At 70.5% G+C, this 26,451-nt stretch carries 21 protein-coding genes; 14 read left to right on the top strand and 7 right to left on the bottom strand.

Translation table 11 applies throughout. The annotated features are described in order from the left end of the window. Positions 1 to 2: 2 nt before the first annotated feature. Positions 3 to 617: a 30S ribosomal protein S4 gene (gene rpsD / locus AB0L53_RS39305; RefSeq protein WP_358184842.1), complete on the bottom strand. Its 615-nt coding sequence runs from the start codon at positions 615 to 617 to the stop codon at positions 3 to 5. Between the two features lie 76 nt (positions 618 to 693). Between rpsD and AB0L53_RS39300 the strand changes: the two genes are divergently transcribed. Both AB0L53_RS39300 and AB0L53_RS39295 read left to right on the top strand, forming a co-directional pair. Continuing rightward, entirely contained in the window at positions 694 to 1,395 is a 702-nt protein-coding gene (locus tag AB0L53_RS39300) for a DUF2470 domain-containing protein (RefSeq protein ID WP_364005480.1), read from the top strand. Positions 1,396 to 1,468: 73 nt separating this feature from the next. Continuing rightward, positions 1,469 to 1,987, top strand: a complete 519-nt coding sequence (locus AB0L53_RS39295; RefSeq protein ID WP_364005477.1) for a hypothetical protein — start codon at positions 1,469 to 1,471, stop codon at positions 1,985 to 1,987. A 74-nt stretch (positions 1,988 to 2,061) separates the two neighbouring features. Here the strand turns inward: AB0L53_RS39295 and AB0L53_RS39290 are convergent, their stop codons facing one another. Beyond that, positions 2,062 to 3,252 carry an ROK family transcriptional regulator gene (locus AB0L53_RS39290; RefSeq protein WP_358553548.1) on the bottom strand — a complete coding sequence of 397 codons (1,191 nt, stop codon included), beginning with the start codon at positions 3,250 to 3,252 and terminating at the stop codon, positions 2,062 to 2,064. A gap of 142 nt (positions 3,253 to 3,394) precedes the next feature. Here AB0L53_RS39290 and zwf point away from each other — a divergent pair, with 142 nt between their 5' ends. The 7 genes from zwf (at position 3,395) to AB0L53_RS39255 (ending at position 12,389) form a co-directional block, all read left to right on the top strand. Further along, a complete protein-coding gene (gene zwf, locus AB0L53_RS39285; RefSeq protein WP_357952640.1) occupies positions 3,395 to 4,870 on the top strand; it encodes a glucose-6-phosphate dehydrogenase in 1,476 nt (491 codons plus the stop codon). 41 nt (positions 4,871 to 4,911) lie between these two features. Continuing rightward, complete coding sequence (edd, locus tag AB0L53_RS39280; RefSeq protein ID WP_357952639.1) at positions 4,912 to 6,852, top strand: phosphogluconate dehydratase; 1,941 nt, start codon at positions 4,912 to 4,914, stop codon at positions 6,850 to 6,852. A 43-nt stretch (positions 6,853 to 6,895) separates the two neighbouring features. Further along, a complete protein-coding gene (gene glk, locus AB0L53_RS39275; RefSeq protein WP_364005472.1) occupies positions 6,896 to 7,900 on the top strand; it encodes a glucokinase in 1,005 nt (334 codons plus the stop codon). Continuing rightward, on the top strand, positions 7,897 to 8,508 hold the full coding sequence (eda, locus tag AB0L53_RS39270; protein ID WP_364005469.1) for a bifunctional 4-hydroxy-2-oxoglutarate aldolase/2-dehydro-3-deoxy-phosphogluconate aldolase: 612 nt from the start codon (positions 7,897 to 7,899) through the stop codon (positions 8,506 to 8,508). The genes glk and eda overlap by 4 nt, the downstream gene beginning before the upstream one ends. A gap of 94 nt (positions 8,509 to 8,602) precedes the next feature. Then, positions 8,603 to 8,725 (top strand): hypothetical protein, encoded by a 123-nt coding sequence (locus tag AB0L53_RS39265; RefSeq protein WP_364005466.1) that lies wholly within the window; start codon positions 8,603 to 8,605, stop codon positions 8,723 to 8,725. A 197-nt stretch (positions 8,726 to 8,922) separates the two neighbouring features. Continuing rightward, a complete protein-coding gene (locus AB0L53_RS39260; protein WP_364005463.1) occupies positions 8,923 to 11,928 on the top strand; it encodes a BTAD domain-containing putative transcriptional regulator in 3,006 nt (1,001 codons plus the stop codon). Between the two features lie 80 nt (positions 11,929 to 12,008). Next, positions 12,009 to 12,389 carry a hypothetical protein gene (locus AB0L53_RS39255; RefSeq protein ID WP_364005460.1) on the top strand — a complete coding sequence of 127 codons (381 nt, stop codon included), beginning with the start codon at positions 12,009 to 12,011 and terminating at the stop codon, positions 12,387 to 12,389. 1 nt (position 12,390) lies between these two features. Here AB0L53_RS39255 and AB0L53_RS39250 read toward each other — a convergent pair whose 3' ends face one another. The 3 genes from AB0L53_RS39250 to AB0L53_RS39240 form a co-directional block, all read right to left on the bottom strand. Beyond that, complete coding sequence (locus AB0L53_RS39250; RefSeq protein ID WP_364005457.1) at positions 12,391 to 13,545, bottom strand: RtcB family protein; 1,155 nt, start codon at positions 13,543 to 13,545, stop codon at positions 12,391 to 12,393. A gap of 146 nt (positions 13,546 to 13,691) precedes the next feature. Further along, entirely contained in the window at positions 13,692 to 15,410 is a 1,719-nt protein-coding gene (locus tag AB0L53_RS39245; RefSeq protein WP_364005454.1) for a beta-galactosidase, read from the bottom strand. Positions 15,411 to 15,443: 33 nt separating this feature from the next. Continuing rightward, entirely contained in the window at positions 15,444 to 16,586 is a 1,143-nt protein-coding gene (locus AB0L53_RS39240; protein WP_364005451.1) for an ROK family transcriptional regulator, read from the bottom strand. 201 nt (positions 16,587 to 16,787) lie between these two features. Between AB0L53_RS39240 and AB0L53_RS39235 the strand changes: the two genes are divergently transcribed. The 5 genes from AB0L53_RS39235 to AB0L53_RS39215 all read left to right on the top strand — a co-directional run bounded on the left by AB0L53_RS39235 (position 16,788) and on the right by AB0L53_RS39215 (position 23,974). Beyond that, positions 16,788 to 18,098, top strand: coding sequence for a sugar ABC transporter substrate-binding protein (locus tag AB0L53_RS39235; protein ID WP_364005448.1), 1,311 nt, complete (start codon positions 16,788 to 16,790; stop codon positions 18,096 to 18,098). Then, complete coding sequence (locus tag AB0L53_RS39230; protein ID WP_364005445.1) at positions 18,095 to 19,009, top strand: sugar ABC transporter permease; 915 nt, start codon at positions 18,095 to 18,097, stop codon at positions 19,007 to 19,009. The genes AB0L53_RS39235 and AB0L53_RS39230 overlap by 4 nt, the downstream gene beginning before the upstream one ends. Then, positions 19,006 to 19,863 carry a carbohydrate ABC transporter permease gene (locus AB0L53_RS39225; protein ID WP_364005442.1) on the top strand — a complete coding sequence of 286 codons (858 nt, stop codon included), beginning with the start codon at positions 19,006 to 19,008 and terminating at the stop codon, positions 19,861 to 19,863. Before AB0L53_RS39230 ends, AB0L53_RS39225 begins: the two co-directional genes overlap by 4 nt. 11 nt (positions 19,864 to 19,874) lie before the next feature. Further along, the gene (locus AB0L53_RS39220) at positions 19,875 to 21,986 is read left to right on the top strand and encodes an alpha-galactosidase (RefSeq protein ID WP_364005439.1); all 2,112 of its coding nucleotides are present in this window, start codon (positions 19,875 to 19,877) and stop codon (positions 21,984 to 21,986) included. A gap of 182 nt (positions 21,987 to 22,168) precedes the next feature. Next, positions 22,169 to 23,974 carry a protein kinase gene (locus tag AB0L53_RS39215; RefSeq protein WP_364005436.1) on the top strand — a complete coding sequence of 602 codons (1,806 nt, stop codon included), beginning with the start codon at positions 22,169 to 22,171 and terminating at the stop codon, positions 23,972 to 23,974. 23 nt (positions 23,975 to 23,997) lie between these two features. On the opposite strand, the gene AB0L53_RS39210 is transcribed toward AB0L53_RS39215, so the two are convergent. Together AB0L53_RS39210 and AB0L53_RS39205 are read right to left on the bottom strand one after the other, a co-directional pair. Then, the gene (locus AB0L53_RS39210; RefSeq protein WP_364005433.1) at positions 23,998 to 25,281 is read right to left on the bottom strand and encodes an MFS transporter; all 1,284 of its coding nucleotides are present in this window, start codon (positions 25,279 to 25,281) and stop codon (positions 23,998 to 24,000) included. Between the two features lie 224 nt (positions 25,282 to 25,505). Further along, the gene (locus AB0L53_RS39205; protein ID WP_364005430.1) at positions 25,506 to 26,375 is read right to left on the bottom strand and encodes an SDR family NAD(P)-dependent oxidoreductase; all 870 of its coding nucleotides are present in this window, start codon (positions 26,373 to 26,375) and stop codon (positions 25,506 to 25,508) included. Positions 26,376 to 26,451 lie beyond the last annotated feature (76 nt).

The raw sequence follows: 26,451 nt of genomic DNA, 5'->3' as shown, positions 1-26,451 counted from the left end.
GGCTAACGAGAATAGAACTCCACGACCAGCTGCTCGTCCACCGGTACGCTGATCTGCTCGCGCTCGGGCCTGCTGACCAGTGTGAATCGCAGGTCAGAATGATCGACGGACAGGTAGGCCGCGATCCGCTCATCGGCGTACACGCCCTCAGCGGCGGCCACGAACGGCTGCATCCGGCGTGAGCGCTCCCGCACGGTGATGACCTGGCCGGGCTTGACCAGGTAGCTGGGGATGTCCACCTTGCGGCCGTCGACGGCGATGTGGCCGTGGTTGACGTACTGCCTGGCCGCGTAGATCGACGGGGCCAGGCCGGCCCGCAGCACCAGCGAGGCCAGGCGGGTCTCCAGCAGCGTGACCAGCTCGGCGCCCGACGCGCTCGGCTTGCGCACGGCGAGGTCCCAGTAGCGGCGCAGCTGCCGCTCCGACACGTCGTAGTACCAGCGCAGCTTCTGCTTCTCCAGCAGCCGCAGCCCGTAGTCGCCGGAGTTGCGGCGGTTGGTCTTGCGGCCGTGCTCGCCCGGCGGGTAGGGGCGCTGCTCGAAGTAGCGGACGGCCTTCTTGGTCAGCGGGACGCCCGCGCGACGTGACAGTCGCACCTTCGGACCGGTGTAGCGCACGTTCACCTCATATGGTTAGGTAGTCCTTACTTAGGCAAGGCTAACCTATAGCTAAGTGAGATCTCAAGGAGGCGCCATGCTCACGATCCCCGAGCGGATCCGCACTCTGGCCGCGTCGGCGAGCGTCGGCCGGCTGTCCGTCGACGGCGCCCCCGCGCCCGCCCGCGGCGGGGTCGACGAGCGGGGCCGCCCGGTGCTGCTGGTGCGGCCGGGCGAGACGCTGCACGGCCTGCGCGACGACGCCGTCGTGGCGGTGAACCTGACCGCCATGCGCGTGCTCGGCCAGGTGTCGCATCCCCGCGGGCTGCTCGAGGTGCAGGGATGGGCGCAGGCGGTGCCCGAGAGCGAGGCGCGCGGGGCCGCCGTCGCGGTCGCGGCGCACACGGCCGACGAGGCCCTGTTCGAGGCGCTGGAGAGGTACGGCCGGCCGGACGCGCCCCGGCTGCTGCGGCTCGACGTCGGCCAGGTGGTGTACCTGACCGGGCACGACTCCGGGGTGCTCGACGCCGACGACTACCTCGACGCCACCCCCGACCCGCTGGCCACCACCGCCGAGCGCGTGCTGGCCCACATCAACGAATCGCACCGGGCCCAGCTCGCGGGCGGCGTGGCCAAGCAGCTGGGCGGAGACGCCGGGGACGTGTGGCTGTGGGAGCTGGACCGCTACGGCGCGACGGTCCGGGCGGACGAGCAGCTCGTACGCTTCGCGTGGCCGACGCCCGCGCACACCGCGCTCTGCCTGGAGACCGCGCTGCGCGGTCTGCTGTGCGCGTGCTGACCGCCGGGGAACTTGATCACGATTCGCCGGGAGTCACCCGAGATGGGGTGCCGAGTTACTATCATCGGCGCCTGTGGATCACACAGAGCGGCGCAGGCGGATTCTGATGGTCGCCGGATTGATGGCCGGCTGCCTGATGCTGGCCACCGCGGCGATCCTCGTCGGCGGCGTCTTCCCCGGGACACAGCTCACTATGGCCAGCCTGCCCGACCGTGGCCACCACCCGGGCTCAGCGCGGCGCGAGCCAGGAGTGATCGAGTCGAAGCTCGCCCGCTATCGTGTCCCGGTCACGCGTCCGGTCCAGTCCACGCCGCCCCCCGCGGACCCCGTGCCCACCCGCCGCGCCAAGAGGACCGCCCCGGCCACCCCTGACGCCACCCGGGCGACCGGCACCCCGCGCCCCCAGGCGAGCCCCACCCAGAGCGCGTCACCGACTCCGCAGCCCAACCGCACGGCCATCGCCACGCTGCAGCCCGCGCTGCCCGAGGCGGCCATGGGCCGCACGCAACCACCGAGGAGCATCCCCTCGGACCGAATCACGCCACCGCGCAAGACGAAGAAGCCCTGGCCGAACCGGCATCCCCAGCGGTGAGGGCCTGACCGCCGCCGACCGCCGGGAAGCGGCCTTGCGGCCGACCGTCAGTAAGTGATCTTGAAGCCCGACCGTCAGGAAGTGACCTTGAGGCGGGCGATCATGCTCTCGTCGACGGCGTCCGGCGAGAGCACGTGGTCGAGGACCATGACCGCGCACCCGCTGATGCCCGCCCCGGCGCCCAGCCTGCTGGGCTCGATGCGCAGCCGACGGGTGGCCAGCGCGGTGGAGCGGCGGTAGACGACCTCGCGGATGCTCGACACCAGCGGCCCGAACGCCTCGGCCACGTCGCCGCCGAGCACCACGACCGACGGGTTGAGGATGTTGACGGCGATGGCCAGCACCTCGCCGATCTGACGGCCCGCCTCGCGGACGATCGCCATCGTCTCGGCGTCCCCGGCGCGCACCAGCGCGGTCACGTCGGCGATGGTCTTGACGTCCTTGCCCGCGGCCCGCAGGTCGCGCAGCAGCGCGGTGCCGCTGGCGACCGAGTCGACGCAGTCGATGTTGCCGCAGCGGCAGAGCACGCCGCCGCCGTCGCGCACGGGGATGTGGCCGATCTCGCCCGCCGCGCCGAGCGCGCCGCGCAGGATCTCGCCGCCCGCGATGACGCCCGCGCCGATCCGGGTGGACACCTTGACGAACATCAGGTCGTCCAGGTCGGGATAGGCGCCCCGGTGCTCGCCGATGGCCAGCAGGTTGACGTCGTTGTCGATGAGTACGGGCACCGGGAAGCGCTCGCGGACCACCGGCGGGATCACCACGCCCGTCCACGAGGCCATCACCCTGGCGCTCTCGGTGCGGCCCTGCGCGAACTCGACCGTGGCGGGCATGCCCATGCCCACGCCCCGCAGCATCGAGCGCGGCCGGTCGCCGAGGAGTTCGTCCCAGGTGTCCATGACGAGCGGCAACACCACGTCGGGACCCTGCTCGACGTCGATGGCGAAGTCGCGCCCCTCAAGCTCGCGGCCCGCCAGGTCGCAGACCGCCACCCGCGTACGGGTGGCGCCGAGGGCGGCCACCAGCACCACGCCGCCGACGGCGTTGAACTCCAGGCGAACCGGCGGCCGGCCGCCGGTGGACGGCGCGTCGGCCCGCTCCACGACCAGACCGCGGTCGAGCAGCTCACCGACCCGCAGTTGCACCGCGGGGCGGGACAGACCGGTCACCCGGCCCAGATCCGCTCGCGTCACGGCCTCACCGGTGCGGATGAGGCGGAGCACCTCGCCACTCGTGGCGAGCGTCGCGGCGGTACGTCGAGGCATCCGCCAAGTGAATCACAGGAGGTTAGGTAATGAAAAGTCTCGACTTTTTTATCTCAAATAGCAAAACTCTGCTTGTGTAGTTACCCAACTCTTACTAGTGTCCGTTCTGTCCCTGCTTGGTAGATCATCGGAGTTCCCAGCCGTGTCCCCCTCTCCCACCCCCGCCACCGCGCACGCCGCCGACCTTGTCGTCTTCGGCGGTACCGGCGACCTGTCCATGCGCAAGCTGCTCCCGGCGCTCTACCACAGCGACGTGGAAGGCCGGCTCTCGCCCGAGACGCGGATCATCGCTATGTCCCGGGGCGGGCTGACCGACGAGGACTTCCGCGGCAAGGTGGACGCCGAGGTACGGGACCAGGTCCCGGCCGACCTCGGCGCGTGGCAGCGCTTCCTCGGCCGCCTGCACCACGTGTCCGTCGACGTGGGCGGCACGAACCGGTCCGGCTGGCGCGCGCTGGCCGCTCTGCTGGGCGGGCACGAGCAGCGCGACCGGGTGTTCTACCTGGCCAGCCCACCGATGACGTTCGGCCCGTTCTGCCGCGAGCTGGACCAGGCGGGCCTGGTGACGCCGCGCTCGCGGGTGGTGCTGGAGAAGCCGCTCGGCCGCGACCTGGCCAGCGCCCAGCGGATCAACGAGGAGGTCGGCGCCATCTTCGACGAGGCGCAGATCTTCCGCATCGACCACTACCTGGGCAAGGAGACCGTGCAGAACCTGCTCGTGCTCCGCTTCGCCAACGCCTTCCTCGAGCCGATCTGGAACTCCCTCTGGATCGACCACGTGCAGATCACCGCCGCCGAGACCGTGGGCACGCCCGGCCGGCGCGGCTACTACGACCAGGCCGGCGCGCTGCGCGACATGGTGCAGAACCACCTGCTCCAGCTGCTCTGCATGACCGCCATGGAGCCGCCGGCCCGCAACGACCGCGAGGCGATCCGCGACGAGAAGGTGAAGGTGCTCCAGGCGCTGCGGCCCATCACCGGCACCGAGGTCGACCGCTTCACCGTGCGCGGCCAGTACACCGAGGCCGACGGAATGCCCGGCTACCTGGACGAGCCCGCCTCCACCCCGCCCACCGAGGCGTCGCGGCGGGTGGAGACGTTCACCGCGATCCGCGCCGAGGTCAAGAACTGGCGGTGGGCCGGGGTGCCGTTCTACCTGCGCACCGGCAAGCGCCTGCCGCGCCGGGCGTCGGAGATCGTGGTGCAGTTCAAGGACGTGCCGCACTCCATCTACCCCGGCGGCTCGCCGAACCGCCTCGTCCTGCGACTGCAGCCGGAAGAGGGCATCGAGCTGCACATCATGGCCAAGGAGCCGGGAGCGGGCGAGGTGGCGCTCAAGCCGGTGCCGCTGAGCCTCAGCTTCGGCAAGACCTTCACCGCGCGCGTACCCGAGGCGTACGAGCGGCTGCTCATGGACGTACTGGCGGGCAACCCGACGCTGTTCATGCGCCGTGACGAGGTGGCCGCCGCCTGGCAGTGGATCGACCCGATCCTGGCCGCCTGGGAGTCGTCCGCCGAACTGCCCGAGCCCTACCCCGCCGGGTCCACCGGACCGGCGGGCGCCCACGAGCTGCTCGCCCGCAGCGGTCGCGAGTGGCACGAAGAGGACCAAGCGTGAACAAGCCGACTTGGGGTCAAGGACCCACTGAAGGAGGGTCGATGCACCCCGTCGTCCAGGAGATCACCGACCGGATCACCGAACGCAGCCGAGCCAGCCGCACCGTCTACTTGGAGCGGATCCGGCGTGAAGGTGAAGCCGCCCGCGCCAAGGGCCCGGCCCGCGCGCACCTGGGCTGCGCCAACCTGGCACACGGCTTCGCCGCCGCGCCGGCCGCCGACAAGCCCCTCCTGATGGGTACGGCCAAGCCCGGCGTGGCGATCGTGACCAGCTACAACGACATGCTCTCGGCCCACCAGCCGTACGAGACGTACCCGGCCGAGTTGAAGGCGGCGGTGCGCGCGGCCGGTGGCGTGGCGCAGGTGGCGGGCGGCGTGCCCGCGATGTGCGACGGCATCACCCAGGGCCGCGCCGGTATGGAGCTGTCGCTCTACAGCCGGGACGTGATCGCCATGTCGGCCGCGATCGCGCTGTCGCACGACATGTTCGACGCGTCGCTGCTGCTGGGCGTCTGCGACAAGATCGTGCCGGGCCTGCTGATCGGGGCGCTGCACTTCGGGCACCTGCCCGCGATCTTCGTGCCGGCCGGCCCGATGACCTCGGGGCTGCCGAACAAGGTCAAGGCCCGCACCCGGCAGCTGTTCGCCGAGGGCAAGGTGGGCCGGGACGAGCTGCTGGATGCCGAGGCCAAGTCGTACCACTCCCCCGGCACCTGCACCTTCTACGGCACCGCCAACTCCAACCAGGCGCTGATGGAGGTCATGGGCCTGCACCTGCCGGGCTCGACGTTCGTCAACCCGCACACCGAGCTGCGGCACGCGCTGACCGAGGCGGCCGGGCGCCGGGCCGTGGAGATCACCGCGCACGGCCCCGAGTACACCCCGGTCGGCGAGCTGGTCGACGAGAAGTCGATCGTGAACGCCTGCGTGGCGCTGCTGGCCACCGGCGGCTCCACCAACCACACGCTGCACCTGGTCGCCATGGCCGCCGCCGCGGGCATCGTCTTGACCTGGGACGACCTGGCCTGCCTGTCGGCTGTCGTGCCCTCGCTGACCAAGATCTACCCGAACGGCCAGGCGGATGTGAACCACTTCCGCGACGCCGGCGGCATGCAGGTGCTCATCGGCGACCTGCTGGACGAGGGCCTGCTGCACGCCGACGTGCTGACCGTGGCGGGGCGTGGGCTGGACCACTACCGGTCGGCTCCGACGCTGTCCGACGGGAAGCTGACCTGGTCGGAGGTGACCGGCGGCAGTGCCGACCTCGACGTGCTGCGGCCGGTGGCCGCGCCGTTCTCCGCCGACGGCGGCATCCACATGGTCGAGGGCAACCTGGGCCGGGCCGTCAGCAAGGTGTCGGCGGTCAAGGCCGAGCATCTGGTGATCGAGGCGCCGGCCAAGGTGTTCGACGACCAGCTCGAACTGCTGCGCGCCTTCGAGGCGGGCGAGCTGGACGGGCAGGACTTCGTCGCGGTCATCCGCTACCAGGGGCCGAGCGCGAACGGCATGCCCGAGCTGCACAAGCTCACGCCGCCGCTGGCCGTACTGCTCGATCGGGGGCAGCGGGTGGCGATCGTGACCGACGGCCGCATGTCGGGCGCCTCCGGCAAGGTGCCCGCGGCCATCCACCTGTCGCCCGAGGCGGCGGACGGCGGGCCGATCGCGCTGGTCCGCGAGGGCGACGTGATCAGGCTCGACTCGGCGGCGGGGACGCTGGAGGTGCTGGTCCCGGCCGAGGAGCTGGCCCGGCGCACGCCCGGCGGCCGGCCGCTGAGCGACGCGCAGTGGGTGGGGACCGGGCGCGAGCTGTTCGCGACGTTCCGCCGCATGGCGGGGCACGCGGAGCAGGGGGCGGGGATCTTCGGGATCAGCGGCGCCGAGTCGCCGGACCACGGCCCCGGGCTGGGCTTCCCCGCCGAGGCGGGCGCCTCGCACCTGGAGTCGGGCGCCCCTCGCGGGCGGCACGCGAGCATCGCCAGGTGAACACTGTGCTCTTTGGTTCTTCGCGGCGCGTCGGCGAGTTGTCGTGAGCGCGTTCGATCTGCCGTGGCTGGTCGCCGACATCGGCGGCACCAACGCCCGGTTCGGGCTGGTCACCTCGCCGGGAGCGCGGCCGTCGCACGTCGCGGTCCTGGCGGGAGCCGACTACGCCACTCTCCCGGAAGCCGTAGCCGCCTACCTCGCGCAGCACGCGGGCGGAGTGCGGCCGGGAGCGGCGTGCCTGGCCGTGGCCGGACCCGTCGAGGGCGAGCGCTACGCGCTGACGAACTCGGCCTGGAGCGGCTCGGCGAACGACCTCGGCCTGCCCTACACGATGATGCTGAACGACTTCGAGGCGCTGGCCGTCTCGCTGCCCCGGCTGGAGCCCGGCGACCTGGCGTCCCTGGGCGGCCCGGAACCCGCCCACGGCGTCAAGGCCGTGCTCGGGCCCGGCACCGGGCTCGGCGTCGCCGGGCTGGTGCCCACCGACGGCGGCTGGACGCCGGTCTCCGGCGAGGGCGGGCACGTCACGATACCGGTGCGCGACGACCGGGAGCGGGAGATCGTCCGGGTGCTCCGCGCCGGGGGCCTGGACCACGTGGTGGCCGAGCACGTGCTGTCGGGCCCCGGCCTGGTGGTGCTGCACCGGGCGCTCGCCGAGGTCAACGGCGTCGACGCGCCTCGCCTGTCGTCGGCGGACATCGTGGCGCGGCTGGACGACTCGCTGTGCGCGGAGACGGTCGAGGTGTTCTGCGGGATGCTGGGGAGTTTCGCCGGGAACGTGGCGCTGACGCTCGGCGCCCGGGGTGGCGTCTATCTCGGCGGCGGAGTGTTGCCCCGTATCGTGGAGCGCGTGCGTACCAGCGACTTCCGAGCCAGGTTCGCCGACAACCCGGACATGGCCGGCTACCTGTCGGCCATCGCGACCACGCTCATCGTCGCCCCGCAACCGGCGCTGACGGGCGCCGCCGCCTGGCTGGCGCAGCGCGCCGCAGGGGAGCGGCTGCCCCATGTCACTGAGCTGTACCCATTGAGGAGAGAACTTTCATGAGCCTGCTCGATCTCGCCCCCGTCATCCCCGTCGTGGTGATCGACGACGTGGAGACGGCCGTGCCGCTGACGCGGGCGCTCGTCGCGGGCGGCCTGCCGGTCATCGAGGTGACCCTGCGTACGGCGGGCGCGCTGGAGGCCATCGCCAGGATCGCCGCCGAGGTTCCGGAGGCCACGGTCGGCGCCGGAACAATCCGGACTTCTGCTGATATTGCGGCGTCTTTGGCGGCTGGGGCGAAGTTCCTGGTATCGCCCGGGACGACGCTGACCCTGGCCGACGCCCTGGACGCGAGCGGGCTGCCGTACCTGCCGGGCGCGGCGACCGCCTCCGAGGCGATGGCGCTGGCCGAGCGGGGGCTGAAGGAGCTGAAGTTCTTCCCCGCCGAGCCCGCGGGCGGCGTGGCGTACCTGAAGGCGCTGTCGGCCCCGCTGCCGGACGTGCGGTTCTGCCCCACGGGCGGCATCCGGCCGGCCACCGCGCCCGACTACCTCGCGCTGCCGAACGTCGGCTGCGTCGGCGGCACCTGGCTGACCCCGGCCGACGCCCTGGCCGCGGGTGACTGGGGCCGCGTGGAGAAGCTGGCCTCCGAGGCCGCCGCCCTCCGCTGAGGCATCGCGCCCCCAACGCGATCTATACGGCACCTATACGGCCGCTGAGCAGCCTGAGCCTGACTGGCTTATCGCGTCGCAGCGGAGGTGGACGGTGTTCAAGAAGCCTTGGGGGCCACCGCTCTCCGTCGCCCCGCCGCTGACGCCCGGTGCCTACTCGGAGAGCATAGTGATCACTCCTCGCTACACCTACGACCCCTTCAGCCGCCGCAGCTGATTTCCGGAAGGGAACCCGCGACTCCATCGCCCTGAACTTCTTCCTCGCCGTGCCCGCCGCCTTCGGCTGACAATCGGGCTTGACATCGGCGGGAGCCGTCATAAAGGCTTCCGTCGATGTTGGCGTTGCATGGGTTGACGGGAAAAGAACCATCGTGCACATTTAAGCGACTTTGATCTTCTTTGTGCACTTTAGTCTTGTCCGGGGGCGCGATGGAGTTCGCCGTTCTGGGGCCGCTTGACATCTCGGCCGATGCCCGGTCCCTACCGCTCGGCGCCGGAAAACAGCGTGCCCTGCTCGCCGAACTCCTCTGCCGTCCGGGGCGCCCCGTCTCCCCCGCCACGCTCATCCAGGCGCTCTGGGGCCAGAGCCCGCCCCGCACCGCGCCGGACAACCTCCGGCTCTACGTGCACCAGCTCCGCAGGACGCTGGGCCACGACCGGATCACCCGCACCGCCGCGGGCTACGTACTCACCCTCCATCCGGGCGAGCTCGACGCGGACAGGTTCGAGGAGCTGGCCGAGCAAGGCAGGAGCGCCCTGTCCGCCGGCGAGCACGAACGGGCCGCCGAGCTGCTCAAGCAGGCGCTGGACCTGTGGCGCGGTCCCGCGTACGCGGAGCTGAACCTGACCGTCGGGCTCAGCGACCACGCGCACCGCCTGGAGGAGGAGCGACTGATCGCGCTGGAGAACCGGATCGAGGCGGACCTGGCCCGCGGGATGCACGCCGCGCTCATCGCCGAGCTGACCGGGCTGGTCGGCGAGCACCCCCTGCGGGAACGGCCGCGCTGGCAGCTCATGCTCGCCCTGGCCAGGTCGGGCCGCCAGGCGGAGGCGCTGGCCACCTACCGGGACGCCCGCCGGGTCTTCGCCGCCGAGCTCGGCCTCGATCCCGGCGCCGAGCTCCGGCGCCTGCACCAGGCCATCCTCACGGGCACCCTGCCCGTCGAGTCCGCCACCGTGCCACTGGAGGACCCCTCTCCCCGCTCCCCCGCCCAGTTGCCGGCCGACATCTCCGACTTCACCGGGCGGAGCGAGCAGCTCGCCGAGCTGACGGACCTCCTCGGCGACGGCCCGCCCCCGGGGCCGGGGCCCATGCGCGTGTACGTCATCGCGGGGATGGGCGGGGTCGGCAAGACGACGCTGGCCGTACACGCGGCCCATCTGATCGCCCAGCACTACCCCGACGGGCAGCTCCACACCAACCTGCACGGCGCCGAGTCCTCCCCCGCCGATCCCGCCCAGGTGCTCGCGGCCTTCCTCACCGCGCTCGGCGTGCCGCGGCCCACCCTGCCGGAGACCCTTGAGGAGCGGGCCGCGGTCTTCAGGAGCCGGCTGGCGGAGCGCCGGATGCTCATCGTGCTCGACAACGCCGCCTCGGAGCAGCAGGTTCGCCCGCTGTTCCCCGGTACGTCCGGCTGCGCCGTCATCATCACCAGCAGAACCCGGCTGACCGGGCTGTCCGGCGCGGCAGTGGTCGAACTCTCGGTGCTCCACCCCGAACAGGGCGTGCAACTGCTCTCCAGGATCGTCGGCGCCGACCGGGTGGCCGCCGAGCCGGAGGCGGCGGCCGAGCTCGTCCGGCTGTCGGACGGCATACCCCTGGCCGTCCGGGTGGCGGGCGCCCGCCTGGTGGCCCGGCCGCACTGGCCGCTGACTCGCCTGGCCGGGCAGCTCACCGACGAGCGGCGGCGGCTGGACCAGTTCACCACCGGCGACCTGGCCGTCCGGGCCAGCCTGGCGCTCAGCTATGTGGGGCTGGATCCCGACGCGCGCCGGGCGTTCCGGCTGCTCGGCTCGCTGGACGTGCCCGACTTCGCGGGCTGGGTGGCCGGGGCGCTGCTCGACCTTCCCGTGGCGGCCGGCGAGGAGCTGGTCGAGACGCTGGTGGACACGCAGCTGGTGCTGTTCAGCGGGATGGACGCGGCGGGCCAGCCGCGCTACCGCTTCCACGACCTCGTCCGCCTGTACGCCCGCGAGCGCGGTGAGCTCGAGGACGAGCCGGAGGCCGTGGCCGCGGCCCTGAGCAGGGCCTTCGGCGCTTGGCTCGCGCTGGCCGAACGCGCCACCGAGCGGGTGCCGGGCACCTCCTCGGCCATCATCCACGGCACCGCCCCGCGCTGGAACTCCCCCGACGGCGCCCCCTGGGACGGGCCGGCCGTACAGAATCCGATGGCCTGGTTCGACACCGAGCGGACGGCGTTGATCGCGGCGATCCGCCAGGCGTGCTCGCTGGGTCTGGCCGAGGTCGCCTGGGACACCGCCTGCTGCGTGGAGCGCTACTTCGACGTGTGCGGGCAGTTCGACGACTGGCGCGGGCTGCACGAGCGTGTCCTGGAGGTCTGCCTCGCGACGGGCAACAGGCTCGGCGAGGCGGTGATCCGGCGCGGGCTCATGCACGCCACCACGTGGATGGAGACCGGCGGCGAGGCCATGGCCGCGCAGTACGAGGGAGCCGAGCGGCTGATCACCCTGTTCTCCGAACTGGGCGAGGAACGCGGGCTGTCCGACGCGTACGTGCTGCGGGCCTGGGGCGAGGCGGCCAGGGGCGACATGGCGGAGGGCCTGCGGTCCGGGCAGATCGCCTTGAGCCTGGCCGAGAGCAGCGGCCACCAGAGTGGGCAGGCCAGGGCGCTGGTGTGCATGGCGGTGGCGTACGGGACGCGCGACATCAAGATGGCCATCGTGCACCTGCTGCGGGGCCTGGAGCTGGCCGAGAAGCTCGGCAATCCGCGCTTCGAGGCGACGACGCTGCAGTTCCTGGGTTTGGCGCACGCGCATGCGCAGGAGTTCGACGCCGGGCTGGAATACCTGGTCAGAGCCCTGGCCATCTACCGCCAGATCCGCGATCCCCTGCTGGAGGCGATGGGCCTGGTCGCCCTGGCCAGGCTGTACGCCGGACACCACGACCCGAGAGCGCGGCCCGCGGCCGAGGCCGCCGAGATGCTGAGCCGCTCACACCGCCTGGCCCACCACCAGGCCGACGCGCTCTGGGTGCTCGGCGGGGTGGACCTGGCGGAGGGCAGGATCGACGAGGCGGTCGCCCATCTGGAGGAGTCGGTCAGGCTCTGGCGTACCCGGGGGTGGCAGGAGTTCCTGGCGGGCGCGCTGGCCGACCTCGCGGAGGCCTACACCGCCGCCGGCGACCTCACGGCGGCCGCCGCCGCCCGCAGTGAGGCGACCGCGATCACGGGAGCTACCTAGGCCGGATGAGTATCACGGCGGATGGTGGGAAGGTCCGTCGCCGATCAGGATGGCCTTCACACCTCATCTTGGGGAGTCTCATGACCCGTTCCGTCCTTGTGTGGGCCCTGGTCCTCGTCGTCGTAGGAGCCGTCGCCGTGGCGCTCTGCGTCGCCACCTCACCCGTGGCCTCCGCCGAGGCCCCGCGTGAGTTCTTCGACTCGCCCTTCCTGCTGCCCGCGTTCCTCGTCCTGGCGGTGCTGGCCGGTCTGGCCGGGTGGTTCGCCCCTCAGGTGGGCCTCCTGTGGGGCCCGCTCGCCGCCGCTCCGTTCTACGTCTACTTCGCGTCGGGCGTGGTCAGGGAACTTCGGGGCGGTGGCCAGGGTCTCTGGCCGGTCGGCCTGCTGTACCTGGTCGGGCTCACGCTCATCCCGCTGATCGCGGCCCTGGCGACCTCGCTGGTCGCCAGGGCGCGCGGGTGAGTCACCCCTTGTAGTTGAAGATCTGGCGGAGGGTGTGCTGAACCGCCACCAGATCCTTCTGGTCCGCCATCACCTGGTCGATGGACTTGTACGCCTCGGGATGCTCGTCGACCAGCGCGGCGGCCCGGTCCGCGTTCCAGATCCGCCCGCTCATCGCCGCTGTCAGGGAGGCCGCGGACAGCTCCCGCTTCGCCTTCGTACGGGACATGCGGCGGCCCGCCCCGTGCGAGCAGGAGTTGTACGACTCGGGATTCCCCCGGCCGCGCACGATGTACGAGCGGGTGCCCATCGAACCGGGGATCACGCCTTCGTCGCCGGTGTCGGCCTTGATGGCTCCCTTACGGGTGATCCACAGGGACTTGCCGTAGTGGGTCTCCTGCTGGGTGAAGTTGTGGTGACAGTTGATCGTACGAACCCGCTCACCCTGGCCCGCGACCCAGAACAGGGCGTTGACCAGTACCTTGTCCATCCGGGCACGCGAGGCCATGGCGTAGCGCTGGGCCCACAGCATGTCCTCGATGTACGCGGTGAACTCCGGCGTGCTCTGCACGAGGTAGGCCAGATCCGGGTCCTCCAGGCCGATCTCCTGCTTCTTCATCAGCTTCTTCGCGCCCGTGATGTGCGCCTGGGCGAGCTGGTTGCCGATGCCGCGCGAACCCGAGTGCAGCACCGTCCAGACCCGATCGCGCTCGTCCAGGCAGACCTCGACGAAGTGGTTGCCGGAGCCGAGGGTGCCGAACTGGTCGGACACCTTCTTGGTCTGCTTCGGGTTGAGATCGGTGTGCGGCAGGCCGAGATCGCTGAGGGCACGGTCCATCGACGGGTCGTCATGGCCCTTGCCGACTCCGGCCGGGATGCGGTGCTCCACCATCGGCATCAGGGCGGCGAGGGTGTCGGGCAGGTCGGCGGCCGTCAGCGTCGTCTCGGTGGCGACCATGCCGCAGCCGATGTCCACGCCGACGGCGGCGGGGATGATCGCGTTCTCGGTGGGAATGACCGAACCGACCGTGGCGCCGATGCCGACATGGGCGTCGGGCATGAGCGCGACGTGCCCGGAGACGAATGGCAGGCGGGCAGCACGAGCGGCCTGCGTGATCGCGCCTTCGTCGATCTCGCTGGCCCACGACAACAGGTTCGGTGCGGGCTGGTTCGGCATGGGATGGATCTCCTCGCTGATTCGTGATCAGTTTGGCGTGACCAGAGAGGAGTTCCCACTTATTTTATCGATTTCTGGGTTTTCAGACTGTGCGGATCCGTCGTTCGGCACGCGGGCCAAGGTCGACGCGAGCGCGCGAACCGCTGCTAGAGGCCGGCCTGTGCCAGGACGTTCGCGAGTCCGGACGCGTCCAGCTTGGTCGAGACGTACCAGGCGGCGCCCGCGCCTACCTGGTGCCAGGTGACCGCCGGGCCGCCGTCGGCGTAGGTCACGGTCGCCGTGGCGCCGGTCAACTGGACGCTCTCGCTCCAGAAGGCGCCGGCCGTCCCGTCGGACAGCGCGACGGGGCCGGTCAGCGGGCGGAACTCCTCGACACGGACGCCGAGCAAGTCGCGCAGCGCGCCAGGGTAGCCGCCCAGCCGGACGCGGGTGTCGGGGTCGGCGATGCCGCTGAAGTACGACACGATCAAGGCGCCCCCGCCCTCGACGTACGCGGTGAGGTTGGCGACGGCCTCGTCAGAGATCAGATACAGGGACGGCATCAGCACCACCCGATAGCGCGAAATATCGTGAGAAGGGTGGACGAAGTCGGTGGCGAGGCCCCGCTGCCACAGCCCCCGGTGCACCTGCTCCACCGACGCGCGGAAGTCCAGCCCGGCCACGGGCAGGGCCGGGTTCCGCAGGGCCCAGGCGGCCTCGTCGTCCCAGAGAATGGCCACCTCGGCCTCGGCGGGCTCCGCAGGCGGAAGGGCGCTGAGCGTCCGGCCCAGGTCGGCGATCTCGCGGAAGACCCGGCTGTCGGCGCCCGCGTGCGGGACCATGCCCTGGTGCCACTGCTCCGCCCCGCCCTGGGAGGCGCGCCACTGGAAATGCAGCACTCCGGTGGCCCCGCGGGCCACGTATTCCAGGCTGCGCCGCGTGTGCTCTCCCGGTTCCAACGGGAGCGTCCCATCAGGGACGTACATGGCCGCGACGCCCTGCTCCATCAGCAGCCACGGCTTCCCGCGCGCCCAGGAGCGGGCCAGGTCGGCGGCGAAGGCGACCTGGGCGAGCCCGCCGTCGCCGGGCTCGTCGGTGTAGTGGTCGATGCCCACGAGATCGACCTCGGCCGACCATTTCCAGTGGTCCAGCGGCGTCCACCCGGCCATGACGTAGTTGGTGGTCACCGGCTGCCGCCCATGGACGCGCAGGATGTCACGCTGCTCGCGGTAGTGGGAGAGCAGCGCGTCGGAGCAGAAGCGGCGGTAGTCCAGCAGGTGGGCGGGGTTCGACCGGTACTGGGTGGTCCGCGGTGGCATGATCTGCTCCCACGCCGAGTAGTGCTGGCTCCAGAAGGCCGTGGTCCACGCGTCGTTGAGCGCGTCGAGGGACTTGTGCCGGTCACGCAGCCAGGCGCGGAAGGCCGTCGCGCAGTGATCGCAGTGGCAGGTCGTGCCGTACTCGTTGTGCACGTGCCACATGGCCGTCGCCGGGTGGGCGCCGTACCGCTCGGCGAGCGCCGTCGCGATGCGGCGCGAGGCCACCCGGTAGGCGGGCGCGTTGACGCAGTACGTGTCACGGCTGCCATGTGTGAGCCGAGTCCCATCGGCCCGCACCGGCATCGCGTCCGGATGGGCCAGGCCGAACCAGGGCGGCGGACAGGCCGTCGGGGTCGCCAGGTTGACCTGGATGTCGTTGTCGTGCAGCAGGTCCATGACGCGATCGAGCCAGCCGAAGTCGCAGACGCCCGCCGACGGCTCAAGCCGAGCCCAGGAGAAGACCCCCACGGTGGCGAGGTTGACCTTCGCCTCCCGCATCAGCCGGACGTCCTCCAGCCAGACGTCCTCTGGCCACTGTTCGGGGTTGTAGTCTCCGCCGAAGTACATGCTCTCTCCAACTGGGGGTGTCACGGCCGCTGATCAGTCGCTGCCGGTTACAAAACTCTGGATGGCCACGACCGCGCCGCCACGGGCCCATTCGCGAAAGTCGTCCACTTCGATCAGCACGTCGACCGAGTTCGCCTGGCCGCGCCGGTTCGCGCTGAGCGCCCGGTCGAGACCATCCTTGGCGACGCGGGCCAGCTCCACGCCCTCACCGGCCACGATCACCGTCTTGACCATGGAGAACGTCGCGACGTGGGCGATGAGCCTGCCGAGCGCGGCCGCGGCTTCGGTGACGACGCCGAGGCAGGCCTTGTCCCCTTCCGCGGCCAGGCGCATCACCTCCTCGTACGTCACCGGCCGCCGCAGCCCCTGCCCGGCGGCGGTCACGATGGACCCGCTGGCCAGGTAGGCGGAGGCGCAGCCGCGGTGGCCGTCCCCGCACATCGGCCCGCCCGCGTTCAGCACCAGGTGGGCGAACATGCCGAGGTCCGACTCGGCCGCCGTCACCAAATGATCGTGTACGACCAAGGCGTAGCCGATTCCCGCCCCGATCGAGACGAGCGCGAAATCGCGCAGCCCACGGGCCGCCCCGAACCAGTGATGCTGGTGGCCCAGCGCCGCCACGTCGTTCTTGACCACGCACGGGACACCCAGCGCCTGCTCCAGCAGCGACTTGAGCGGCACCTGCCGCCAGCCGAGATACGAGGAGTCGACCAGCCGCTCACCGCCGAGCTGGACCGCCGAGCGGGCGTCGCCGCCGAGCGTGACACCGGCCCCGACAGGCGTCCGCTCGCCGTCGGACAGCTCATCGAGCAGCTCCCTGACCTGGCGGCACACGGCCTGGGGGCGGTGGTCGGAGATCGGCTCGTCGCGAGCCGCGACGATTTGGGCGCGCAGGTCGGTGACGACCGCGTGGACGCGGTCCGCGGTCAGCTTGACGCCGAAGAAACAGTGCTCGCCCGCGGCCACGTCCAGCGGGCGAGTCGGGCGGCCGTTGACCGGATCGTGGACCACGTCGCCTTCGACAAGGAGCCCGGCGTCGACCATGGGCTTGGTCAGCCGCGTCAGGCTGCCGGTGGACAGGCGCAGGATCCTGGCCAGCGCGGTCCTGGACTGCGGACCGTGGATGATGAGCTCCTTGACGATGGAGCGTGCCGCGTCGGGCAAGACGTCCCACATGCCGCACCATCCTTGAGGCTCCACCCGCATCAGCGCCAGCCTCTCTCACTTGATTTCGTGGCAAAGCTAGCATGTCCACTACGTCACAGCGTGTTCACATAACACGCAAGAAATCTGTGCACAAGTAGTGACATGGCTCTCACCTTCTCCCTAGGTTGGCTCTGTTACAAAGCCAGCCCGCTTTGTAGGAAGAAGGCACGAATGCGTATCACGAGGCTCGCCGGCTCGATCGCGGCGCTCAGCACGGCCGCCGTCCTCGCGGCCTGCTCATCGGGCACGTCCGGGAGCGCCAGCACGCCGGCAGCGGCCAGTGGGCCGGTCACGCTGGAGTTCTGGTGCTGGGGCACCACTCAGAAGCCCAAGGTCGAAGCGTTCAACAAGTCCCACCCGGACATCCAGGTCAAGCACACCGACGTGGGAGGCGGCACGGACACCGCCGCCAAGCTGCTCACGGCGACCCGGGCGGGCAATGGCCCCGACGCCGCCTGCCTGGAATACGAGACCCTGCCTTCCATGATCGTGGCCGGTGCGCTGGCCGACATCTCCGCCCACACCGGCGACGTCAAGACCGCCTTCAGCCCGGAAGTGTGGAACTTGACCAGCTTCGACGGCGCCGTGTACGGAGTGCCGCAGGATGTCGGCCCGATGGTCCTGGTCTACAACAAGAAACGCTTCCAGGAGCTGAAGATCGAGCCGCCGGCCACGTGGCAGGACTTCGCGAAGGTCGCGGCGGACGTACGCAAGAAGGACCCGGACACCTACCTCGCGACCTTCGCACCTGCGGAGTTCGGCAACTTCGCCGGGCTGGCCCAGCAGGCCGGCGCGTCCTGGTGGAAGGTCCAGGACCAGACGTGGACCGTGGGGATCGCCGACCAGGCCTCCCTCGCGGTGGCCGACTTCTGGCAGGGGCTCATCGACAAGGACCTCGTCAAGGCCGAGCCGCTGCTCACCCCGGAGTGGAACAACAAGCTGAACAAGGGCAAGATCCTCACCTGGCCGAGCGCGCTGTGGGCGCCGGGCGTGCTGTACGGCGTCGCGGAGAAGCAGGCGGGCGACTGGGCCATCGCGCCGCTCCCTCAGTGGAAGGAGGGCGACGACCGGGTGGCCTTCCAGGGCGGCTCCGCGCTGACCGTCACGAAGACCTCCAAGCACGCCGAGGCCGCGGCCACGTTCGCCAAGTGGATGAACACCGACAAGGCGGCGAACGCTGTCCAGATCGAGCTGGGCGAGTACCCGGCGTCGCTGGCCGGGCAGGAGGCCGCGAGAACCAGCGCGCCGCCCAAGCTGACGGCGAACCAGAAGGACTACTGGGACATCGCCACGAAGGCGGCTCAGCGCACGATTCCGCACATCAGCTGGGGCCCGAACGTCAGCACCGCCGGCAGCGCCTTCCAGGACGCCGTCGCCACCGCGGTCCGTGATCACACCCCACTGCGGGACGCGCTGACGAAGACGCAGAACCTCGTGGTGGCGGACATGAAGACCACCGGCTTCAAGGTCGCCGGCCCGTGACCGCCCCGCTCAGGGCGGAGCGCAGATCCCGGGCTCCATATCTCTTCGTGGCGCCCGCCGTGCTGCTTTTCGTCGCCTTCCTGGCGGTCCCCATCGGCTACGCGATCTACCTCAGCGCGCGTGGCCTGAGGCTGACCGGCAAGGGCATCTTCGGCACGCGCGAAGAGGTTTTCGTCGGGCTCGACAACTACGTCAAGACACTCACCGACCCCGACTTCTTCGCCGGCTTCGGCAGGCTCGCGCTCTACGGCCTGATCAGCGTGCCGCTCACGCTCGGGCTGGCGCTGCTCTTCGCGCTGCTCCTCGACCACGCCGGTTCGCGGGCCAAGAGGTTCTCGCGCACGGCGATCTTCATCCCGTACGCCGTACCCGGCGTGACGGCTTCGCTGCTGTGGGGCTTCATGTACCTGCCCTCGACCAGCCCGTTCAGCTACCTGACCCGGGAGCTGGGGCTGGGCGAGATCCCGTTTCTCGGGGCGGGCGGCATCTACCCGTCGCTGGCCAACATCGCGGTGTGGGGCGGCGTCGGCTTCAACATGATCATCATCTTCACGTCGCTGCGCGGCATCCCGTCAGAGTTGTACGAGGCGGCGCGCATCGACGGAGCCTCCGATTGGCAGATCGCCTGGCGGATCAAGATCCCGTTGGTGGCGCCCGCCCTCGTGCTCACCGGGTTGTTCTCACTGATCGGAACGCTACAGGTGTACGGCGAGCCGACCACCGTGAAACCGATGACGCCGGAGATCTCTGGGGACTGGGTGCCCTTGATGCACATCTATCGCGACGCCTTCGTCCGCGACGACCTGGCGCTGGCCTCGGCCGCCTCCGTCCTGCTGGCGGTGGGCACGCTCGTGGTCTCGGTCCTGCTCCTGAAGGTCACCCAGAAGCGCGCGTTCGGAGGTATGCAATGAGTGCCGCCAACAGCGTGCTCACGCACCGGCGCGCCCAGATCCTGCCCACCATCGTCCTGCTCCTCGGCTCGATCTACTGCCTGGTGCCGGTCGCCTGGGTGCTCGTGGCCTCGACCAAGTCGAGCGGCGAGCTGTTCTCGACGTTCACCTTCGCGCCGGGGACGGGCCTGCTGGACAACCTGCGCGACCTGTTCACCTACGGGAACGGCCTCTACCTGCGGTGGACGGCCAACAGCGCCCTCTACGCGGTCGCCGGCGCCGCGGCCTCGACGCTGATCTCGGCGCTGGCCGGGTATGCCATGGCCAAGTACGAGTTTCGCGGCCGGAACCTGCTGTTCTACGCCATTCTGGCCGGCGTGCTCGTGCCCGGCATGACACTGGCCATCCCGCAATATCTGATCATGTCCGAGCTCGACCTGGTGGGCGGCTACTGGTCGGTCCTGTTGCCCAGCCTCATCTCCCCGTTCGGCATCTACCTGGCCAGGGTCTACGCGCTGGCCTCCGTCCCGGACGCGACGATGGAGGCGGCCAGGATCGACGGAGCGAGCGAGTATCGCATCTTCGGCTCGATCGGGCTGCCCATGATGGTGCCCGGCATGGTGACGATCTTCCTGCTGCAGTTCGTCGGGATCTGGAACAACTTCCTGCTGCCCTACATCATGCTGTCGGATGACACCAAATTCCCGATCACGGTGGGCCTGTACACCGTGCTCAGCAAGGGTTCGGGCCAGCCCGCCCTGTACGGCATCGCCATCGTGGGCGCCGCCGTGTCGGTGATCCCGCTCATCGTCCTGCTGCTGAGCCTGCAGCGCTTCTGGCGGCTGGACCTGCTCAGCGGAGGCCTGAAAGGATGAAACCGCTGTCCATGGAGATTCTGCACTTCAGAGCCGCCGGCGTGTCCGTGGTGATCGAGTGTCCGCCCGATGCCCTGCCCGCGATCCTGCACTGGGGTCCGGACCTGGGCCCGCTCGAGGACGAGGCACTGGCCCACCTGGCGGCCGATCTCCGTCCGCGGCTCGACGTCAGCGTCGACGTGCCCGTACGGATCCCGCTGGTGCCCGAAGCGCGTACCGGCTGGATGGGCCTGCCCGGCCTGTCCGGGCATCACCTGGGACAGAACTGGTCCCCCGCCTTCACCAGCGTCGCCTACCAGCGGACCGGGCAGACCCTCACCGCCACCGCCAGGGACGAGCACGCCCGCCTCGGCCTCACGATCACGATCGAGCTCGGCGACTCAGGCCTCCTGAAGGCCCGGGCGGACCTGCGCAACCAGTCCCAGTCCCCCTACACCCTGGAAGCGCTCAACCTCGCCTTCCCCGTGCCCGGCACCCCCACGGATCTGCTCGACCAGGCCGGACGGTGGGCCAAGGAACGCATCCCGCAGCGCCGCCCCCTCACCACCGGTATCCACCTGCGCGAGAACCGCCGCGGCAGGACCGGCCCCGACGCCGCCACCGTCCTTTTCGCGGGCACCTCCGACCTCGGCTTCCGGCGCGGCGAGGCATGGGGCCTGCACGTCGGCTTCAGCGGCAACCACCGCCACTACGCCGAGCGCACCTCTAGCGGCCGGACCATGTTGGGCGGCGGCGAGCTGCTGCTGCCCGGCGAGATCATCCTGGCGCCGGGTGAGAGCTATCGGAGCCCCTGGCTTTACGCCACCTACGGGCGCGGCCTGGACGCCGCGGCCCGCCGCTTCCACGAGCACCTGCGTGCCAGGCCCGCGCACCCGTCCGGGCCCCGGCCCGTGATGCTCAACACGTGGGAGGCCGTCTATTTCGACCACGACCTCGACCGCCTGCTGGAGCTGGCCGTCCGGGCCGCCAGGGTCGGGGTGGAGCGGTTCGTGCTGGACGACGGCTGGTTTCACGGCCGCCGCGACGCCCGAGCCGGGCTCGGTGACTGGACCGTGGACGCCACTGTCTGGCCGGACGGGCTGACGCCGCTGGTCAAGCAGGTCAGACAGCTCGGCATGCAGTTCGGGCTCTGGTTCGAGCCGGAGATGGTCAGCCCGGACTCCGACCTGGCCCGCGCCCAGCCCGGCTGGATCATGCAGACCGGCGACCGTCTGCCGCCGCTCGCCCGCGATCAGCAGGTGCTGGACCTGACCAACCCCGAGGCCTACGCCTACGTCAGGACGCGGCTGCTCGCCCTGATCCGCGAGTACGACCTCGACTTCATCAAGTGGGACCACAACCGCGACCTCGTGGACGCGGGCTCCACGGCGAGAGGCGGCCGGGCCTCCGTTCATGCCCAGACCCACGCCGTCTACCGGCTGCTCGACGAGATCAGGGCCGAGCACCCGCGCCTGGAGATCGAGTCCTGCTCGGGCGGCGGCGGCCGGGTGGACCTCGGCATCCTGGAGCGTACCGACCGTATCTGGGCCAGCGACTGCATCGACCCCGCGGAACGCCAGCAGATCATGCGCTGGACCGGGCAACTGCTGCCGCCCGAGCTGATCGGCAGCCACATCGGCGCCGGCCGCTCCCACCTCACCGGCCGCCGCCACGATCTCGCCTTCCGTGCCGCCACCGCGTTCTTCGGCCACTACGGGATCGAATGGGACCTCACCACGCTCACCGACGGCGAGCTGGACGACCTGGCCTCGTGGGTCGCCCTGCACAAACGGCACCGCCATCTGCTGCACACGGGCGTGGTGGTCCGCGTGGACGACGCTCCGGAGAGTGTGCGGGCCCATGGCGTCGTCGCCACCGACGCCTCCGAGGCCGTCTATGAGATCGCCATGCTGGACCGCCCGTCCACCTGGCCGCCGGGCCGGCTCCGGCTGCCCGGGCTCGACCCGGCGACCGTCTACTCGGTCCGCCCGCTCATGCCCGTGACCTCGCACGGGACCGCCCCGGCCTGGACGACCGGCGACTTCGCCCTGCCCGGCTCCGCGCTGGCCGGCTCGGGCATCGCCGTGCCGCCGCTGTTCCCCGACGAATCCGTGCTGGTCCACCTCGTCGCCAGGAGCCGCTGAGAAGGTCGCGGGCAATCCCGAGCCGCCGCCCCACGCGTTCCAGGAGGCGAGCCCCAAACCCGTCCAAACTCAGTGGCCACCGGGTGACCCGTTCCTCCGTTAGAGTCTTGGGGAACGGGCATGCCGGGCGGAGGATCGGTCGGTTGAGGCAACACGGCAACGAAGGCGAGAGGAAAGCGACGTTGGGGCAGCAGGGGCGCTCCGCAGGCACTCCGCTGACGCCGGAAGACCCGTCGGCGATCGGCCCCTATGAGCTGATCAGCCGCCTCGGCTCGGGCGGCATGGGCACCGTCTACCTGGCCAAGGCCGCCGACGGCGTACAGGTCGCGCTCAAGGCGATCCGCCGCGATTACACCACGGACCCGGTCTACCGGGCGCGCTTCCACGAAGAGGTGTCCAACGCCCGCAAGGTCGCCTCGTTCTGCACGGCCCGCGTCCTCGACCATGGCGAGCACGACGGGGTCCTCTACCTCGTCACCGAATACATCGAGGGCGTCTCCCTCGAGAACCACCTGATCGAGCACGGCCCGCTGACGCCGTCCGTGCTGCACTCGGCGGCCGTGGGCGTGGCGGCGGCGCTGACCGCGATCCACGCCGTCGGCCTGGTGCACCGAGACCTCAAGCCCGCCAACGTGATGCTGACGCTGGGCGGCCCGCGAGTGATCGACTTCGGGCTGGCCCGCTCGTCCCACGTCTCCACCCGCCACACCAACGCGGGCATGGTGATGGGCACGCCCGGCTGGATCGCTCCCGAGCAGGTCTTCGAGGGCCGCACCAGCCCGGCGGGCGACGTGTTCGCCTGGGGATCGCTGATCGCCTACGCCGGGCTCGGCGGCCATCCGTTCGGCGAGGGCGACGCCTACGTCATGGCGGCGCGCGCCCGCACCGCCCCGCCGGACCTGCGCGGCCTGCCCGCACCGCTCGACCGGCTGGTGGCCGCGGCCATCCACCCCGACCCCGCGCGCCGACCGGCGGCCAAGCAACTCCTGCTCGAACTCGTGGGCGCGGCCGACGAGCCGGCCGCCCAGCTCGCCGCGACCCGCCACCTCACCAGCTCGTGGAACCCGTCGGAGTTCCCGCCGCTGGCCGAGTTCCCGAACAATCCGCAGGTACGCCAGGCGCCGCCGGGCTGGACCCCGCCGCCGCAGGCCCACCAGCCGTCGGCCCACCAGCCCCAGAGCCACCAACCGTCGTCTCACCAACCGTCATCTCACCAGCCTCAGGCGCACCAGCAGACCGGTATGGGGCCGCTGCCGGGACGCGGGCCGGCACCACACCCGCCCGCCCAGGCGCCACCCCCGCCGCCGCCCCGCCAGTCACCTCGCCAGGCGCCACCCCATCAGGCATCGCCCCGCCAGGCATCGCCACCTCCTGGTCCGGCGAGCCAGGTGCCACCGTCCCTCCAGACGGGACAGGTGCCGCTTTCCGCCCATCAGACGGGACAAGTGCCGCTTTCCGCCCATCAGACAGGGCAAGCGCCACTGCCGCGGGGCCCGGTGGCGTTCCCGGTCAAGCGGAAGAGGAGTGTGTTCAGCGGCTGTGTGACCGCCGTCGTGGTGGCCATCGTGCTGTTGGTGCTGCTGCTGGCCGTACTGGTGTGGGCGCTCAGGTCCCCCGACGCGGTCGGCGCGGACAGCCCGGTGCAGGACGGGAAGCTGAAGTTCGCGGTGACAGGCACCAAGTGCCCCAAACCGGCCAAGGGCGCGAAGCAGCGCACCTGCCAGGTGAGCCTCAAGGTCAACAACGTCGGCCAGGAGGCCAGGGTCCTCTACCCCGGCCAGCAGAAACTGCTGGACGGGGACGACGCGTTACACGGCGGCACCAAGCTGCTCGACAAAGCGGGCGCCGAGGTCACGCCGGTCCGCATCGGGCCGGGCCAGTCCTTCAGCGGCGCGCTGCTGTTCGAACTGCCGAAGGAGGCCCAGCCCGCGGGCCTGGAGCTGCATGACTCCGGCCTGAGCACCGGAGTGCGGGTCAGGCTCGATTAATGCTGTAGGCGACGGGGTGCGGCTCAGGCTCGATTAGTGCTGTACGAGGCGGGGTCGGAGATGTCGACCTTCGACCGATCGGGCAGCGCGTACGTCGCGACCAAGCCGATCACCGCACCGATGATCATGAACACGGAGATGGCCTGCCAGCCGTAGTCGTGCAGCAGCCAGGTGGCGATCAGCGGTGCCGGTCCACCCGCGATGACCGAGGCCAGCTGATAGCCCAGCCCGGCGCCCCCGTACCGCAGACTGGTCGGGAAGCTCTCCGCGATGAGCGCCGCCTGCGGACCGTACTCCATGGAGTGCTGGAGCTGCGTGACCATCATCGTGACCAGGATGACGACGGCGATGCCGGTGTTGAGCAGCGCGTAGTAGGGGAACGCGATCACCGCCAGCAGCGCGGCCCCGATGAGGTAGAGCCTGCGGCGGCCTATTCGATCGCTGAGATGCCCGAAGTACGGGATCGCGAAGAGCTCGACGGCCGCCGCGGCGCTGACGGCGGCGAACGCGAACGTTCGCGACATCCCGATGGTCGGGGACGTGATGTAGGTGATCACGAATGTCGTGTAGAGGTAGAACGGCATCTGCTCCGGGATGCGCAGGAGCGCGCTGAGCACGACCTCCTTCGGGTGCCTCTTGAGCACCTCGACCACCGGCAGCTTGGCCACCTGCCTGGTCTCGAGGAGCTTGGCGAACAGCGGCGTCTCCATGACCCGCAACCGCACCCAGAGACCGATGGCGACCAGCACCAGGCTCGCCAGGAACGGAATCCGCCAGCCCCAGTCCTTGAACGAGTCGCCGGCTGCGAGAGCCACCAGCGACATCGCGCCGGTGCCGAGTATGAGACCGATGGGCACGCCGACCTGCGGCCAACTGGCCATCAGGCCGCGCCTGCGCTGGTCACCCCACTCCATCGACAGCAGCACCGAGCCGCTCCACTCGCCGCCGACCGCGATCCCTTGCAGGATGCGCAGGATGACGAGCAGGATCGGCGCGATCACGCCGATGGTGGCGGTGCCGGGCAACACGCCGATGAGCGCGCTGGAGACGCCCATCATGACAAGGGTGATGATGAGCGTGGCCTTACGCCCGATGCGGTCGCCCCAGTGCCCGAAGATCGCCGCGCCGATCGGCCGGGCGGCGAACCCGACCGCGTACGTGGCGAAGGACGCCAGAACGCCCGCGTAGGGGGTGGACTTGGGGAAGAAGACGTCGGCGAACACGGTCGCCGCGGCCGTGCCATAGAGAAAGAAGTCATACCACTCGATGGCCGTACCGACGACACTCGCCGTCGCCGCTCTTCTCACCTGGGATTGGTGCTCTGCCGCTGGTAACCCGTGATCGTGCGTCACCCGCGCCTCCTCAGCCCGGACCGGGACTCCCAGTGTGATCCGGCTCACACGCCACCCGGTTTGCGCCATGCGTACCCGGCTTGCGGCGGGCGAACACTGGATTTGTCAGATTGTTAGCGACGAATGGTGTCTTTCTGGTGTTGAAACCGTCCGGCGCGACGCTGTTTCCACGGGTTCGTTCAGGCGACGCCTCGGACCGCCTCTCGGGTCAGGTTCTCGCACAGTGCCCAGATCGCGTCCTGGTTGCGCGGGTCGAGGGCGCTGGCCGGCCAGTCCGTACGACGGCACTTCATGCTGAAGTAGGCCCCGTTCACGCCCTCCACCTCGGCGCTGGAGGCCAGATGGACGCTGGAGCGGGCGGGCTTGCTCAGATCACCGAAGAGCCGCGGCGCGACAACACGCAGCACCGGGACGATCGGCCGGTAGGCATAGGGGAACCCGGCCATGGTCATCGACTGGTTCATGGGCGTGTAGCCATGTCCCGGGTAGGCGACGTTGACCGTGACGCCGGTGCCGGCCACCCTCTCCGCGAAGCGCAGGCTCATCGCCATGAGCATGGTCTTGGTGTGGTTGTACTGGCCGAACGTCCATCCCAGGTAGCGCCGCTCCGCCTGCAGGTTGTCCAGCTCGATCGGCCCGCCGGGAATGCCTCCGGTGATGTTGACGACCCGCCCGCCGAGCAGCGGCAGCAGAAGGTGGGTGAGCGCGAACGGGGCCAGCACATGCGCGGCGAACGTGACCTCCACGTCGTCCTCAGTGAGAGTGCGGCGTGACGGGTTCGCGCCGACGTTGTTGACCAGCACGTCCAGCCGGTCGCAGCGCTCGGCCACCCGTTCGGCGAGCCTGACCACCTCGCGAAGGCTGGTCACGTCCGCGGCGATGGCCTCGGCCTGGCCACCGCCGGCCCTGAGCTCGTCCGCCGCTCGCTGTGCGCGTATGGGATCGCGACCGACCAGGATCACCCGGGCTCCGAGCGCAGCCAGCCCGCGCGCCGTCTCCTTGCCGATTCCGCCGGTACTGCCGCTGACCAGAACTGTCTTGCCATGCATGAGGCATCCTCCATGTAGAGCATTGCCCTAAATATGACACCAAGTGACGCATGTGGCAACAGGTGTAGAATGGTGG

The organism is Nonomuraea sp. NPDC052129 (assembly GCF_040680095.1).
In the GTDB taxonomy this organism is placed as follows: Bacteria; Actinomycetota; Actinomycetes; order Streptosporangiales; family Streptosporangiaceae; genus Nonomuraea.
The sequence above is the reverse complement of the archived record's forward strand: the minus strand, read 5'-3'. Positions and strand labels throughout refer to the sequence as shown.

What these genes read in the sequence shown, in the direction of transcription:
- edd (WP_357952639.1), top strand. Translation starts at nt 4,912, where the DNA reads ATGCACCCCGTCGTCCAGGAGATCACCGACCGGATCACCGAACGCAGC.
- AB0L53_RS39240 (WP_364005451.1), bottom strand. Translation starts at nt 16,586, where the DNA reads ATGTGGGACGTCTTGCCCGACGCGGCACGCTCCATCGTCAAGGAGCTC.
- AB0L53_RS39235 (WP_364005448.1), top strand. Translation starts at nt 16,788, where the DNA reads ATGCGTATCACGAGGCTCGCCGGCTCGATCGCGGCGCTCAGCACGGCC.
- AB0L53_RS39250 (WP_364005457.1), bottom strand. Translation starts at nt 13,545, where the DNA reads ATGCCGAACCAGCCCGCACCGAACCTGTTGTCGTGGGCCAGCGAGATC.
- AB0L53_RS39255 (WP_364005460.1), top strand. Translation starts at nt 12,009, where the DNA reads ATGACCCGTTCCGTCCTTGTGTGGGCCCTGGTCCTCGTCGTCGTAGGA.
- AB0L53_RS39290 (WP_358553548.1), bottom strand. Translation starts at nt 3,252, where the DNA reads ATGCCTCGACGTACCGCCGCGACGCTCGCCACGAGTGGCGAGGTGCTC.
- AB0L53_RS39245 (WP_364005454.1), bottom strand. Translation starts at nt 15,410, where the DNA reads ATGTACTTCGGCGGAGACTACAACCCCGAACAGTGGCCAGAGGACGTC.
- AB0L53_RS39220 (WP_364005439.1), top strand. Translation starts at nt 19,875, where the DNA reads ATGGAGATTCTGCACTTCAGAGCCGCCGGCGTGTCCGTGGTGATCGAG.
- AB0L53_RS39205 (WP_364005430.1), bottom strand. Translation starts at nt 26,375, where the DNA reads ATGCATGGCAAGACAGTTCTGGTCAGCGGCAGTACCGGCGGAATCGGC.
- AB0L53_RS39300 (WP_364005480.1), top strand. Translation starts at nt 694, where the DNA reads ATGCTCACGATCCCCGAGCGGATCCGCACTCTGGCCGCGTCGGCGAGC.
- AB0L53_RS39225 (WP_364005442.1), top strand. Translation starts at nt 19,006, where the DNA reads ATGAGTGCCGCCAACAGCGTGCTCACGCACCGGCGCGCCCAGATCCTG.
- eda (WP_364005469.1), top strand. Translation starts at nt 7,897, where the DNA reads ATGAGCCTGCTCGATCTCGCCCCCGTCATCCCCGTCGTGGTGATCGAC.